Raw genomic sequence first — 15,059 nt, 5'->3', positions numbered from 1 at the left:
AAAATAGCGTAATAAAAAAAGTTTAAAAATTCTAATTTTAAAAACAAGCCCTAAAATAAGCGATAGAGCGGTTTTTAATGGCTGTTTTATGGCTGGGCGTTTTTAACAAACCCTTAAAGGGTTGTTATTTAAAAGAGGGTTTAAAGCTTCCACACGATTTCGGTGAAAATATGGCTCCTGTCTTGATCGGTGGCAGGCTGGCTGTCTAATTTTGGCCCGTTCCACCCCATTTTATAGCCTTGATGCATCAAAACATTATAATATTCAAATTTAATGTCGGCTGAGAAATTTTTAGTGAATTTATAGCCCAAGTTGAGCGATAAGACTTGTTCATTAGCTCTAGGCCCATAAGTCAAACGCCCCAATAAGCCCCAAAGGAATTTCCTATGCACCCCACCGCCAAAGGCAAACACGGTAAAAGCGTTCGCGTCCATCATGTAAGACAAAGAGTTAAGGGTGTTTGCATAAACGGTGTTCGTCCAAAAGTCAAAGCCCAAGCGGTTACCATGGTAGCCTATCATCCAGTTAGCGTTCCCAAAGGATTTATAAATCCCAAAACCAAAATTGTATTCATTCCATTCAAACTTTTGTTTGATCATCAAGCTGTGCGCGTTTTTACCGGCTGGCATGCCAAATTGATAGGTGTCCCAAAATCTTTTAGCATAAAAGGGATTAAGCACGGTAACATCCGTTTGAGAGCGAAACCCCAAGCCAGTAAAAGTGGGGTTACTATCATAAGTGATCGTAAAGTTAGGGTCGTATTCGTTAAAGGGTGAAAAATAGACAAAAGGCTGAATGCTGAAACCCTTGTAATTCCAAATGATATAAAAGGCATGCACCCCTGGGTTTATGGTTTGCCCGTTTTTAAGAGTGTAGGTTTTAGGCGAATAGAAATTATAAAGCCACTCATTATAGGCAAAGCCACGACCAAACGAGCTAAACCACCAGAATTTGAAATTCCCTAAGTTTAAGGTCATATCCAAGCCTTGGTTGTAACCGCTCATGTAATCCGCTGGGGATTCGTATCTCCCGCCCCTAATTTCAAAAATATCTTTGTAGTTGTAGCGCAAGTAAGCGTTATAAATCACATAGTTTCTGGTGTGAGCGGCATAACCTTTTGCACAAGTGGAAGCCGCTAAAGCTTCTTGATTAGACAACTGTGTCATTTCAGCTTGAGTCATCTTATCGTATTGGCCTCGAGTCAAATTCCCTGTGGCTAACCCGCAACTAGCCCATGGTTTTTGCCCCACAAGACCGCCCCAATAGCCCACATAGTTCCAAGCCATAGCCCCATAGGTTTTCCCTGTAACTTCGTTAATAAAATCCTTAGTGGTATCATAAATAACAGCACCCCCCCAACCCCCAAGACTCCCGTCTAAATGGTGCCCGTTAGCCGTAGCGCTTTTGGGCAAAAGCTCCGTAAAATCCACTTGCATGTAAGCCATGACCGTCATAAAGGTTTCGGTAGGGTAAAGCCCTTTATTAGTGTTGATAGGTTTGTTGTTGAAACCGACTTTAGAGAAACTTTCAGCACCCGCTTTGATTTTAGCGATTTTACCCAAATCAAGAGCTTCACTTTGAGAAGAGAATAAAAAAAGAAGCGTTGCGATATTTTTAGCAGATGCAATCTTATAGTTCATGCGTTTAACCTTTAGTATAAACCAAAAATTCTAAATAGAGTAAGCCAACACCATTCAAAGAAAATTTTTTCTTACAGATCTTAAACATCTAATCAGTCTGTTCATCTTCCGTCCTTTTTTCTACGAAGTCCGACTTACAAAGTTAATTCTTAACTAAGTCGTGCGTTAATACTAGCATAATATTATGGTTTTTTTTAATTTTGAGAATAAAATTTTTCTTTGTTAGTCAAATACAGACACTCAAAGCCTTATTTCATCTCAATATTATTTAATTTTTTAATTTATTCATTCCTTAACACGCTTAAAGCGTCAATAGTAGAAGCTTTTTTAGACGGGTAATAAGAAGAAAGCCCTACGATAATGATAGAGCCTATTAGAGTGAGCGTAAAATCCATTAAAGACAAATCTAAAGGCAAAGTGTTAATACCATAAACATCCGCCGGGAGCGAGATGATAGGGAACACGCTTAAAAGATACATGCTTAAAAACGCTAAAACCACCCCAAGAATCACACCGCCCAAACCAATGATATTACCCAAATAAAAAAAGGTTTTTTGGATTTCTTTTTGGCTGCTCCCCATGCTAAAAAGCAAAGCGATTTCTTTACGCCTGTTCATCACCACCATTAAAAGCGAGCTGATGATATTCAAAGACGCCATTAAAATAATGAGCATGAGCACAATGAATAACGCTCTTTTTTCCAATTCCATAGCCGAGAAAAAATTCCCGTTTTGCTGCCACCACCCTTCAATGCCTATGCCATGGTGGTTGATGGTTTTTAAAGCGTTGCGTAAATTTTCAATATCCTTCATGGGCGCTTTAGAATAGACATGCACCCCATCATAAAGCCCTAAGGGCAATCTCCTGATCGCGCTTATGGCTTGAAGGCTAGAATACATGTAGCTCATGTCATAAGATTTTAGCCCTGAATCAAAATCGCCTTTTATGGTAAAACGCTTCATGATAGGGGAGAGCGTGAGACCGGTTGGCTCTAATTCGGTGAAAAACAAATCGGCTTTTTGATTGAGATCTAAATTCAAGCTGTATCTCAAGCTTTTCCCCACAATCAAATTAAAAGGGTTTTTAAAAAGATCGTTTTCATTGGTGTTTTTTAAAGCGTCGTTTAAAACTTCATTGATGCGCCTTTCTTTAGAAAAATCAACCCCAAACACCACGCCGCCATTCATGGAATGCACGCTTTTAATCAGGCTTTGGGTTTGCAAATAGGGGCTAAAAAGCAAATTAGGGAACTTTTTTTCTAAAGCTTGAACCACTTCTTCGCTGATCCCATAAGGGCTTGTGGTATAGAGCGTTAAGGGGTAATTCATCACAAAAAGCTTTTTTTCAAATTCCTTACTCATGCCGTTCATGATCGCCATAGCCACAATCAAAACCATCACGCCAACCGCCACGCCAAAAAAAGCCAACAAAGCGGTGATGCTAATAAATGGCTGGCTTTTATCAAAACGCAAATAACGCTTGATAAGGAAAAAGATTAAGGATCTATTTGGCAAATAAGCCCTTTTTAGGCCCGCTTTTAGCGCAACAATCTTTGTATTTCTTACCGCTCCCGCAAGGGCAAGGCTCGTTTCTTTTAGGGGTTTTAGAAAAAGCTTTCATGGCCACATTCAAATCTTCATCTAAAGCTTCTTCATGGCGGTAAGTTACGCTCTCATGCTCTCTTTCTTCGCTAAAGTTCTCTAAGTAACGATCCGCATCGCTAGAATCTTGCTCGTTTTCAAACTGGATCTTAGAAAAGGTTTTGATCGCTTCTATTTTAATGTCTTCAATGAGTTCTAAGAAAAGGTTGTAACTCTCTTTTTTGTATTCTACAAGGGGGTCTTTTTGGTTATAGCCTCTTAAATTAATTCCGGTTTTGAGATTATCCATCGTGTAAAGGTGCTCTCGCCATGCGTTGTCTAAAATCTGCAAATACACGATGCGTTCAATCCGGCTTCTTTGTTCGCTATCCAAAACTTTCATTTTGTTTTCATAATCGCTTTTGAGTTTTTCAGCCACAAACTTTTCAATAGGGGAGGCTTTTTCTAAATCCTCTAATGTAACATGAGCGTTAAAATCTTCTTTTAAGACATTTTTAAGCCCTAAAAGTTCCTCTTCAGATAGGTTTTGATGGTCAAAGGCTTTGAGTTTAGAAAAGATTTGATTGAGCACGTATTCTCTGTTTTCAGCGATTTTAGCGCTAATATCGTAATTGACGTCTAATAATTCATCTCTAAATTTATACACGCTTTTTCGTTGCTCATTAGCCACATCATCGTATTCTAACAAATGCTTACGGCTTTCAAAATGCAAGTTTTCCACTTTTTTTTGCGCGTTTTCCACCGCTCTTGTTACGAGCTTGGATTCAATGTGTTCGCCGTCTTTAAGCCCTAATTTTTCCATCACCCCCTTAATCCTATCGCTCCCAAAAATGCGCAACAGATTGTCTTCTAAACTCAAATAAAATTGACTCACCCCCGGATCGCCTTGGCGCCCGCTTCGCCCCCTTAATTGGTTGTCAATCCTACGGCTCTCATGCCTTTCAGTGCCAATGATATACAGCCCCCCAAGCTCTTTAACCTCATCGGTGAGTTTAATATCAACGCCTCTTCCTGCCATGTTAGTCGCAATCGTAACCGCCCCTTTAAGCCCAGCGTCTTTAATGATTTCAGCTTCTTTAGTGTGTTGCTTGGCGTTTAAAACGGTGTGAGGGATGCGCTCTTTTTTGAGTAAAGCGTGTAAGGTTTCACTCTTTTCAATGCTAGCCGTGCCAACTAGAACGGGCTGACCCTTATCGTGCAATTCTTTAATCTTAAGGATCACAGCGTCAAATTTTTCTTTTTCACTCTTATAGATGAGATCGTTCAAATCTTTTCGCTTGATCGCTAGATTAGTAGGGATAGACACCACTTCTAAATTATAGATTTCTAAAAATTCTGTGGCTTCGGTTTGAGCCGTGCCTGTCATGCCAGCGAGTTTAGAAAACATCCTGAAATAATTTTGGAAAGTAATATCGGCTAAGGTTTGGCTCTCTTCTTTAATGCTCACGCCCTCTTTAGCTTCTAATGCCTGATGCAAGCCCTCACTAAAGCGTCTCCCCTCAGACAAACGGCCGGTAAATTCATCTACAATCACCACTTCATTATTGGCTACAATATAATCTTTATCAATAAAAAAGAGGTAATTCGCTTTCAAAGCCTGGTCTAAATGGTGCGATAAGGCGGCGTTTTCAATCTTGTATAAATTATCCACGCCAAAGAGGTTTTCGGCTTTTTTAATCCCCTCTTCAGTGATTAAAATCGCGCGGTTTTTTTCATCTATGGTGAAATCCACTTCCACCTGCATGCTTTTAGCGACTTCATCAGCCTTGTTGTAATTTTCCATGCGCCTATCCACAGGCCCTGAAATGATTAAGGGGGTTCTCGCTTCATCAATTAAAATAGAATCCACTTCATCAACAATAGCGAACGCATGGGATTTTTGCACCTTATGCTCTAAAGAATATTTCATGTTATCCCTTAGATAATCAAAGCCAAATTCATTATTAGTGCCATAAACAATGTCTTTAGAATAAATTTCTAAACGCTCATCATCATCTCGCACGCTTGCGCTGATCGTGCCTACGCTATAACCTAAGAATTGATACAACGGCTCCATTTCTTTAGAGTCCCTATGGGCTAGGTAATCATTGACCGTTACCACATACACGCTCTCGCCCTTTAAAGCGTTCAAAGCCACCGCTAAAGTAGCGACTAAAGTTTTACCCTCGCCGGTTTTCATTTCAGCGATTTTGCCATCGTTTAAGACCATGCCCCCAATGAGCTGCACGTCAAAATGGCGCATCTTTAAGATCCTTTTACTCGCTTCTCTAGTGATAGCAAAACTTTCTGGTAAGACTTCTAAAAGGGTTTTTTCTTGCAAATCTTTTTCTGTGGATCGCACTCGTTTTTTTAACTCTTCAAAAGCGTTTTGCAGTTCAACATCGCTCATTTTTTCATAAGTAGGCTCTAAGGCGTTGATGGCTAGGACTTGTTTTTTGTATTGTTTGATCCAGCGATCGTTTCTGGTGCCAATGATTTTTCCAATGATTGCTTTTATCATAGTAGTAATAACCTTATTAAGAGTGCTTCAATCTCATTTATTTTGTTAAAGCGTCAGTTTTTAATCCCATTTTAGCATGGATAAAATAAAAGTCTTGTAAAATAAAGGGTTTTATTAAAGATGAGAGATTGTTTTAAGGTTTGATTAATGAAAGCTTTTTTAAAGATTTGCATGGTTTTGATTTTTATAAGCGTTGCTTGTGCTAAAAGTCCTTCAACCCTTTCTAAAGAAGAAGAGGTTTTGCAAAATTTGCAAAGTTTTAGCGCGCATTTCAAGCAAGTGTTAAAAAATGAAAAGCCTCTAGTTTATTACGGGGTTTTAAAGGCTAAAGCCCCTAATTGGGCTTTATGGGTTTATGAAAAGCCTTTAAAAAAAGAAATTTACATGAACGATAAAGAAGTGGTGGTTTATGAGCCTAATTTGTTTCAAGCGACTATCACGCCCTTAAAAGACAAGACGGATTTTTTCACCATTCTCAAGCGGCTAAAAAAGCAGACTGACGGATCGTTTCAAACGACTATCAACAAGACCACTTATCGTTTGGTTTTTAAAGACGGCAAGCCTTTTTCGCTGGAATTTAAAGATGAAATGAACAATCTCGTTACAATCACTTTTTCTCAAGCAGAAATCAACCCCACCATTGCTAATGAAATCTTTGTTTTTAAGCCTAAAGATGAAAATATTGATATTGTGCGCCAATGATTTTTGATGATTCATTGCGTTTTGTTAGCAAAAGTTAGCTAAAATAAACAAGCTTTTAAAATCATGGGGCTGACTTGGATTTCGACAGATTTCTTGTCGCACAGACAGCATGCCAAGCGCTGCTTGTAAAACAGCAACAAAAATAACTGTAAACAACGCAGATTACGCTCCAGCTTACGCTAAAGCCGCGTGAGTTAATCTCCTTTTGGAGCTGGACTGATTAGAATTTCTAGCGTTTTAATCACTCCATAACCTTAAGCTAGACGCTTTTAAAAGGTGGTTCGCCTTTTAAACTAAGAAACAAGAACTCTTGAAACTACCTCAAGGTTTTAGAAAGTTGGACCAGAGCTAGTTTTAAGGCTAAAAAACTAACCAATTTTCTAAGCATTGTAGAAGTTTGTGTTTAGGGCAAGATTTTTGGACTGGGGTTCGATTCCCCACAGCTCCACCATATTAAAAAGTATCATTTTATAGCGTATTTAAGGAAGGTAAATGCAGAAGTTTTTCTCTCGTTTTAGAAGGTGGGCGTTGCCCTTTTATTTTGTGAGCGCTTTAGCAGCGATTGATATTGATGAAGTGACAGAAGCTCAAGCTAACAGCGTTAAATTAAGCGATCAGTTAGTGAGCCTGAGCGATAAGCTTTTAGAAAAAGCGGTGGATAGGGGGCGCAATACCGATCACTTAAAAGATCTTAGCGATTTGCATGAAAAAATCAAACATTTGCGCTTGATCTTAGAGCCTAAGCCTAAGGACAAAGAAAATAATCCTAACTTAAAAGATCATCAAGGCTCTGAAACGATTGAAATCGGCGAAGCGGTTAAGAAGGCTTTAGGCGAGCCGGTATTCCCCCAAGACGCGCTAGACGCCGCTTTGCAAATTGACAAACAGCTGGATTCTTTCAAGCAAGATAATTTAATTGATGTTAAGCCTTTAAAAGATGTTTTAGCCCAGCTAGAAGCCGAATTGAGAAAAGCCATTAATTTCCAAAAACAATGGCTCAATTCTACCAAGCCTAATTGATAGGGTTTAAAAAAAGAATTTCAAACTCACCAAGAGATTGCTTCTGTCTTGTGTGTTCGCTTTAAAGGCTTTATCAAAAGGGCTAGTGAGATCATTAACCTTATAGCCGTTGTGCATGCTCACCGCATAGTATTGTAAATTCACATCAACGCTAGCAAAAGAACCCCATTTATAGCCCAAGTTCAAGTTAATGGATCTTTCGCTCGCTCTAGTGGCGTAAGTGTATCTGCCTAAAATCCCCCATAAAAACCCTCTATACACCCCCCCACCAAAGACATACCCGCTAACAGAGTCTGCGGTAACAGCGTTACTAAAAACCAAACCATAAATGCTGTTGCTTCTTATGTCAAAAGGGATTGGGTTACCATACCAGCCAATCCTTGCGTTAGCGTTGCCAAAATTTTGGTAATAACCAAAGCCAAAGTTAAACTCGTTGTAGTCAAAGCGTTGGTGGATTAAAAGCGATGCGCCCCATTCGCCAATCTTAGAGTTACGCCAAACCACATCGTATAAATCTTTAGCATAAACGGGGAAAATCACATTGATAAGGGTTTGAGATCGTAACCCTAAACCTCTAAATTTCGGGTTGCTATCAATATGGATTTTAATCCCGGGCGCTTCGTAAGTCTTAGGTGAAAAATAAAAAAAGGGCGTGGCTTGAACATGTTTGCTAGAAAAATAGAGTTGCACCGCATGAATGCCATCATTAACATCTTTTCTGCCGTCTTCAGTTACAATAGGGGCATACCAATCTCGTATCCATTGCCCCGCAGCTAAAGCCCTCCCAAAAGAGCTGAACCATTTTAACGACACCTTAGATTTGATTTTGTATTCTACTTCAAAACCCTCTGTATAACCGCTCATAAAATCCATGTTAGAAAGGTAACGCCCTAATTTGATGTGGAATTTATCGCCGTAAGAATAAAACAAATAGGAATTATACAGCACATAATTACGGGTGTGAGCGTCAGATTCTATGCGAGAGTCTTTCCAAGGAGCGTTACCTAAATACCCCCACCAACGCCCTATGAAGTAAAAAAGTTCTGAGCCATAGACTTGATGCGTGGCTTGGTCTATGAGCGTTTTGGTAGAATCGTAAGCGAGCGCTCCTAAAATCCCGCCAACGCCTATTTTTAAGCTGTGTTTTTCTATGTTTTTAGGGAGCAGATTGGAATCCACTTGAAGCTTGATCGTGGCGGTTACAAAAGTGGCTGTAGGGAAAATCCCTTCTTTGGAATTGAGTTTGGAATGGTTAAACCCCACTTTAGAAAAGGATTCCGCTACCCCGCTAAACTTATAATCAAAAGCCAATAAAGGGCTTTGATTGTAAAGAATGGAAACAAACAATAAGGGTAATTTTTGAAATTTTAACACAGAATAACCTTTGTTTAATTTTCGCTCGTATCATATTCCAATTTCATTAAAAAACTGATTAAAAATGAAAGTATTCAAATAATTATCTAAATATTATTCTTTTTTTGTTCCGCTTTCATTTTTTATCGGCTCAAAAGAATACCCTAAAGCCTGATAAATTTGATTGTGGTAACGGACTTGATTGTCTTCTAAACTCTCTTGAAAAGATTTTTTAAAATGCGGATCCAGTGTGTTTAAAAACACCTCTAGCCCGATCGCGCTGGAATAATTCACCCAATCATGCCTTAAATCGCTCTCTAATAAGGAAGCGTATTCTATCAGCGTTTCATCGCTATTTTGCAAAGCATTGACAATGAATAAATCTTTTCTGTCTTTAGGCTGAGTGAGCAAGAGTAAAGAGGGGTTGAAATTGATTTGTGTGGAAAGGATTTTAAGAGGCTTATATTCTAAAAGCCCTATTTGAGAAAGAATAAGACCGCTTTTAGTGGTAGGGGTGTTCAAAATCAAGGTAGAATTTTTAAAAAACGCATCGTTTTTTCTAAAATTTTTAGAAAAGCTCGTGGCTTGTTTGTAAGAAATGTTTTCTTGGTGTTTGACTTCAATGTTTAAAGACTCCGTGATTTGCCTCAAGCGTTCGCCTATTAGGCCATCATCATCGTATTCAATCACGGGTGAATTAGGGTTAATGAAAGCCGTGAGCATGCCTAATTGCTCTTTATAATCAATCCCCCCAAAATACAAGCGCTCGCTTAAAGAAGGCTCGGTATGATTTGCTAATTGCGCTTTATTCACCGTAGGCACATAAGTGGGGGTGCTAATGGTGGTGTTTTGGAGCAAATTTTCCACGCCCTCTTTAGTCAATAAGGCTATCACAAAAGGGAATTTTTCTTTTTCAATTTCTTTATAGGTTTGCTCTAATTTTTCAGGACTTTCTTCATCGCTGTCAAAGACTTGGATATTGAAATCGTTGTTTCTGGTGTTCAAATACGCTAAAAGGGTGTTCATCACCGAAATGGCATAACGCCCCACCACCTTTTTAGGCAGTAAAACCGCTAATTCAATCTTAGGCTCATAGCTTTCTTTAGCTGGAGTTTGAGAAGCGATGAATACGGGGTTGAGTTTATTGAGTATGTCTTTGTAATAAGTTTTAAGACTCTCATCTTGGTTGTTGTTATCGTATTGAGACACAAAAGAAAAGATTTGATTTTGCAACATCAAGTCTTTCAAGCATTCCAAAGAGCAAGGCTCTGTCTTAATGATTTGCTGGTGCGCTGGGGGCAAAGGGGAAAACAGATAGCTTTTGGCATGCAAATTTATCATACAAACAATTAAAAAAAACAATAAAAGGCGTTTGAAAAATCTTTTTCTTAAGGCGTATGGCATTTTTTAATATCTTTTAAACTGAATTTCCTAAAATTTTATTATAGAATATTTAACCCTAACAAAGAGACTGATTTTACCCCTACAATCCAACAAGAGGACTTTTTTCAAGGCGTGTTGGGATCGAACGCATTGGACACTCAAACCCTGTAAAATCCCTATTATAAGGACACAAAGCGAGAACCAAACCCCACCAACTTTAATTTCTTTAATCCATTAAAGGATTGCATCATTGAATGGTGCATGCTTTCATGCTTTGAATCCTCTAGCGCCAATTATAAATATAAGGCCTTAAGCTAATGCAATAATCTCTAGTGCTTAATATATCCTTACGCATGTCCCCTAATTGCCCAGATAAGACTTCTTGCACTTTTCTTAATTGGTTAATCTCCGTGTTTTGCGCACTGATGATTTTTTTTTAAATCCCTTATTTCTTTAATCAAATCCGCATTACTGATCGCTTTATCGGCTTGCACTGGATCCGCGCTTAAAAAAGCCAACGCCACACACCAACTCACAACGATTTTTTTCATCACCACTCTCCTTTTTTATCCTCTCTCAACACTCAGCCATAGCCAAACAAAAGGGATCGCCCCTTTTAATGGAAACAAAACTAGAGCCTGAAATTCTCCATTAAATTAAAGTTCATGTAGCGATAGATCTTGTCTTTTTGGCTCTCTAGTTTTTCGCTCACTAAATTCATGTATTCTTCTTTAGTAGGGATTCTCCCTAGTAAAGCGCACGCCGCCCCAAGCTCCGCGCTGCCTAAATACACTTTAGCCCCTCTACCCATGCGATTATCAAAATTGCGCGTAGAAGTAGAAAAGACGACCGCATTATCTCTAACCCTCGCTTGATTGCCCATGCACAAGCTACAGCCTGGGACTTCAGTCCTTGCCCCAGCAGCCCCAAAAATCGCATAATAGCCCTCATTAATAAGCTCTTGTTCGTCCATTTTACTGGGTGGCACTACCCAAAGGCGTGCTTGACTAGGGGGGGCGTTTTTAACGATTTCACCAAAGGCTCTAAAATGCCCGATATTGGTCATGCAAGAGCCAATAAACACTTCATCAATAGCGTGCGGTCTTTTGCCGGTCGTATCCGCTAAAACTTCGCTCAAAGTAGCGACATCATCAGGGTCATTAGGGCATGCCAAAATAGGCTCAGTGATTTCTGCCACATCAATTTCAATGACAGCGGCGTATTGAGCGTTACTATCTGGCTCTAACAATACCGGATTATCCACCCAAGCTTGCATCGCATCTTTGCGTTTTTTCAAAGTTTCTTTGTCTTCATAACCGCTCGCAATCATCTCATCAATAAGCTTGATATTGGATTTCAAGTATTCAATCATTGGCTCTTTATTCAAACGCACCACGCAAGCAGCCGCACTCCTTTCTGCACTCGCATCGCTTAGTTCAAAAGCCTGCTCCATTTTAATATCAGGCAAGCCTTCAATCTCTAAAATACGCCCGTTAAAGACATTGATTTTACCCTTTTTCTCCACCGTGAGTAACCCTTTTTTAATGGCATAATAAGGAATCGCATTCACTAAATCCCTTAAGGTGATCCCAGGATTCATTTCCCCTTTGAAACGCACCAACACGGATTCTGGCATGTTCAAGGGCATCGTGCCTGTAACCGCTGCAAAAGCGACTAACCCGCTCCCTGCCGGGAAACTAATGCCTAAAGGGAAACGAGTGTGGCTATCCCCCCCTGTGCCTAAAGTGTCAGGCAATCCCATGCGATTCAGCCATGTATGGATCACGCCATCGCCCGGATGCAACGCCACACCGCCTCTTTGAGTGATAAAGCTAGGCAAACTCGCATGCAAACTCACATCGCTAGGTTTTGGGTAAGCGGCGGTATGGCAAAAACTCTGCAACACAAAAGGCGCATCAAATTTCAAACTCGCTAATTCTTTAACCTCATCTCTAGTCATCGCCCCTGTGGTGTCTTGACTGCCCACGGTGGTAACCTTTGGCTCACAATAAGCACCAGGTAAGATCCCTTTTACCCCGCAAGCATGGCCTACAATTTTTTGGGCTAAAGTGTAGCCTTTGGCGTCGCTTTTAGGAGCGGATGGTTTTTTGAACGCTTCCGATTCGCCTAGCCCTAAAAATTTACGCGCTTTATTCGTCAAACCCCTGCCAATGATTAAAGGGATACGCCCAGAAGCCCTAACTTCATCTAATAAAGTTTCAGGCTCTAGTTTAAAAGTGCTAACCACTTTATCGTTCAGCGTGATTTCGCCTTTATAAGGGTAAATTTTAATGATGTCGCCCTCCTTTAGATCCTTAACATCAGCCACAATGGGTAACGCCCCGCTATCTTCACAAGTCGCAAAGAAAATCGGAGCGATCACCCCCCCAATCACAATGCCCCCACTCCTTTTATTAGGCACAAAAGGAATGTCCTTACCAAAATGCCACATGATAGAGTTAGTCGCGCTTTTTCTAGAGCTTCCTGTGCCAACCACATCGCCCACATACGCTACAGGAACGCCTTTAGCTTTAATGGCTTTGACGCGTTGTTCGTAATTTTCAATCCTGTTTTTGAGCATCGCTTTAGCATGTAAAGGAATATCGCTTCGTGTGAAAGCGTCGCTCGCCGGGCTTAAATCATCGGTATTGGTTTCGCCATCAATCTTAAACACGCACGCTTCAATGCATTCATTCAAAGGCTCTTTATTCAAAAACCATTCGGCGTTCGCCCAAGACTCTAGCACTTCTTTAGCCAAAGCGTTAGTTTTGCTCATTGCGACGATTTTATCAAACGATCCATAGACTAAAAGAGTGGTTTTTAACGCTTTCGCGCTCTCTTTAGCGATGTTTTTGTCTTGACTCTCTAATCCCATAATCAAAGGCTCTACATTATACCCCCCAAGCATCGTGCCTAAAAGAGTGGTCGCTTCTAAAGCGCTAATGTGCACGCATTCTAGTTTTTTTTGAGACAATTTAGCTAAAAATTCCGCTTTGACTTTCGCCCCCTCATCAACCCCAGGGCTTACTCTATGAATGAGTAATTCTTTAGCAAAAGCGGCGTTTGTGGGATCTTTCATCAAAATTTCAACAACCGCTTGAACTTGTTTAGCGCTTAAGGGGAGTGGCGGGATACCCTCACTTTCTCTCTCTGAAACGCTTTTTTTGTAATCTTCTAAAAAATCTTTCATCATTTCTCCTTTTAAATAGCATTATTTACTAATGCCCTAATCGTTTGCCCCATGATAACAAAACTCTTTTTACTTTTAGTTAAGTTGTAAGAAACTTTAGCTACCATGCGATACAAAAAAGGATTTTAAGTGCGTTTTGGTAAAATTGATTATTTGAACATGCTCCCTTTTGATGTGTTTATCAAATCCTACCCCACCCCTTGTTATTTCAAACAATTTTTACGGCTTAAAAAAACCTACCCCTCCAAACTCAATGAGAGTTTTTTATTCAGGCGCATTGATGCGGGCTTTATTTCTTCTATCGCTGGCTATTCATTCGCTCTTCATTCCTATTCTCTAGGCATTGTGGCTTATAAAGAAGTTTTAAGCGTGCTGGTTGTGGATGCAAAAAACGCTTTTGATAAAGAGAGCGCTTCTTCAAACGCCCTCTCTCAAGCGCTAGGGTTAAAAGGCGAAGTTTTAATCGGCAATAAAGCGCTGCAGTTTTATTATTCCAACCCCAAAAAAGATTTTATAGATTTAGCCGCTCTGTGGTATGAAAAAAAACGCTTGCCGTTTGTTTTTGGGCGTTTGTGTTACTATAAAAACAAGGATTTTTACAAACGCTTGTCTTTAGCCTTCAAACATCAAAAAACAAAAATCCCTTACTATATCCTTAAAGAAGCCGCTTTAAAAACCAACTTGAAACGCCAAGACATTCTAAATTACTTGCAAAAAATTTACTACACTTTAGGCAAAAAGGAACAATCAGGCCTTAAAGCGTTCTATCGTGAATTGTTGTTCAAACGCATTCAAAAACCCAAGCGGTTTTAGCGATTCGCTGAGAATGCAGGCTTAAAATTCAGAAAGGGTGTTTTTAAGCAAGATTAGGTTACAATCACAAGTTTTATTAAAATTTTATTAATTAATTAAGAAGGGATCATGCAAGCAAAGATAAAAAACAAACGGGTTTTGGTGAAATTTTCTGGGGAAGCGTTAGCTGGGGACAACCAGTTTGGGATTGACATTCATGTGTTAGATCACATCGCTAAAGAGATCAAAAGCTTAGTGGAAAACGCTATTGAAGTGGGTATTGTGATTGGTGGAGGCAATATCATTAGGGGGGTTAGTGCGGCTCAAGGGGGGATTATCAGGCGCACTAGTGGGGATTATATGGGCATGTTAGCCACCGTGATTAATGCAGTAGCCATGCAAGAAGCTTTAGAGCATATCGGCTTAGACACAAGAGTGCAGAGCGCGATTGAAATCAAAGAAATTTGTGAAAGTTACATTTACAGAAAAGCGATCAGACATTTAGAAAAGGGTAGGGTGGTGATTTTTGGCGCTGGCACGGGAAACCCGTTTTTCACTACGGATACGGCAGCTACTTTAAGAGCGATTGAAATTGGATCGGATCTAATCATTAAAGCGACTAAAGTGGATGGCATTTATGACAAAGACCCTAACAAATTCAAAGACGCTAAAAAATTAGACACTTTAAGCTATAACGATGCCTTGATAGGGGATATTGAAGTGATGGACGATACCGCTATTTCTTTAGCTAAAGACAATAAGCTCCCCATCGTGGTGTGCAACATGTTCAAAAAAGGGAATTTATTGCAAGTGATCAAGCACCAACAAGGCGTATTTTCTATGGTAAAATAAGCCCTTTAAAATTGGATAGAGTTCAA

General features: G+C 39.8%; 10 protein-coding genes, 1 other RNA gene and 1 pseudogene. 5 read left to right on the top strand and 7 right to left on the bottom strand.

The features are described 5' to 3' along the window. Positions 1 to 140: 140 nt before the first annotated feature. The 3 genes from hofF to secA all read right to left on the bottom strand — a co-directional run bounded on the left by hofF (position 141) and on the right by secA (position 5,741). Positions 141 to 1,640 (bottom strand): outer membrane beta-barrel protein HofF, encoded by a 1,500-nt coding sequence (hofF, locus tag HG567_RS03720; RefSeq protein WP_202164009.1) that lies wholly within the window; start codon positions 1,638 to 1,640, stop codon positions 141 to 143. A gap of 281 nt (positions 1,641 to 1,921) precedes the next feature. Next, positions 1,922 to 3,154, bottom strand: coding sequence for an ABC transporter permease (locus HG567_RS03715; protein WP_202164008.1), 1,233 nt, complete (start codon positions 3,152 to 3,154; stop codon positions 1,922 to 1,924). Next, positions 3,144 to 5,741 (bottom strand): preprotein translocase subunit SecA, encoded by a 2,598-nt coding sequence (gene secA / locus HG567_RS03710; RefSeq protein WP_202164007.1) that lies wholly within the window; start codon positions 5,739 to 5,741, stop codon positions 3,144 to 3,146. The genes HG567_RS03715 and secA overlap by 11 nt, the downstream gene beginning before the upstream one ends. A 147-nt stretch (positions 5,742 to 5,888) precedes the next feature. Between secA and lolA the strand changes: the two genes are divergently transcribed. The 3 genes from lolA to HG567_RS03695 all read left to right on the top strand — a co-directional run bounded on the left by lolA (position 5,889) and on the right by HG567_RS03695 (position 7,463). Further along, complete coding sequence (gene lolA / locus HG567_RS03705) at positions 5,889 to 6,443, top strand: LolA-like outer membrane lipoprotein chaperone (RefSeq protein WP_202164006.1); 555 nt, start codon at positions 5,889 to 5,891, stop codon at positions 6,441 to 6,443. A 65-nt stretch (positions 6,444 to 6,508) separates the two neighbouring features. Next, positions 6,509 to 6,894, top strand: a transfer-messenger RNA (tmRNA) gene (gene ssrA / locus HG567_RS03700). Positions 6,895 to 6,935: 41 nt separating this feature from the next. Next, a complete protein-coding gene (locus tag HG567_RS03695) occupies positions 6,936 to 7,463 on the top strand; it encodes a hypothetical protein (RefSeq protein ID WP_001168785.1) in 528 nt (175 codons plus the stop codon). A 6-nt stretch (positions 7,464 to 7,469) separates the two neighbouring features. Here the strand turns inward: HG567_RS03695 and hofE are convergent, their stop codons facing one another. The 4 genes and pseudogenes from hofE to acnB form a co-directional block, all read right to left on the bottom strand. Continuing rightward, positions 7,470 to 8,837 (bottom strand): outer membrane beta-barrel protein HofE, encoded by a 1,368-nt coding sequence (hofE, locus tag HG567_RS03690; RefSeq protein ID WP_202140191.1) that lies wholly within the window; start codon positions 8,835 to 8,837, stop codon positions 7,470 to 7,472. Between the two features lie 93 nt (positions 8,838 to 8,930). Next, positions 8,931 to 10,220 carry an IS701 family transposase gene (locus tag HG567_RS03685; protein WP_202164005.1) on the bottom strand — a complete coding sequence of 430 codons (1,290 nt, stop codon included), beginning with the start codon at positions 10,218 to 10,220 and terminating at the stop codon, positions 8,931 to 8,933. 262 nt (positions 10,221 to 10,482) lie between these two features. Continuing rightward, a pseudogene (locus tag HG567_RS03680) lies at positions 10,483 to 10,750 on the bottom strand (hypothetical protein). Between the two features lie 80 nt (positions 10,751 to 10,830). After that, positions 10,831 to 13,389 (bottom strand): bifunctional aconitate hydratase 2/2-methylisocitrate dehydratase, encoded by a 2,559-nt coding sequence (gene acnB / locus HG567_RS03675; RefSeq protein ID WP_202140189.1) that lies wholly within the window; start codon positions 13,387 to 13,389, stop codon positions 10,831 to 10,833. Positions 13,390 to 13,518: 129 nt separating this feature from the next. On the opposite strand from acnB, the gene HG567_RS03670 reads away from it, so the two are divergent. Further along, complete coding sequence (locus HG567_RS03670; protein ID WP_202140188.1) at positions 13,519 to 14,202, top strand: MqnA/MqnD/SBP family protein; 684 nt, start codon at positions 13,519 to 13,521, stop codon at positions 14,200 to 14,202. Between the two features lie 108 nt (positions 14,203 to 14,310). Continuing rightward, the gene (gene pyrH, locus HG567_RS03665; protein WP_001148049.1) at positions 14,311 to 15,033 is read left to right on the top strand and encodes a UMP kinase; all 723 of its coding nucleotides are present in this window, start codon (positions 14,311 to 14,313) and stop codon (positions 15,031 to 15,033) included. The last annotated feature ends 26 nt before the right edge of the window (positions 15,034 to 15,059 follow it).

It is taken from the genome of Helicobacter pylori (assembly GCF_016755635.1).
In the GTDB taxonomy this organism is placed as follows: Bacteria; Campylobacterota; Campylobacteria; order Campylobacterales; family Helicobacteraceae; genus Helicobacter; species Helicobacter pylori_CQ.
This window is presented reverse-complemented; position numbering and strand designations above follow the sequence as displayed.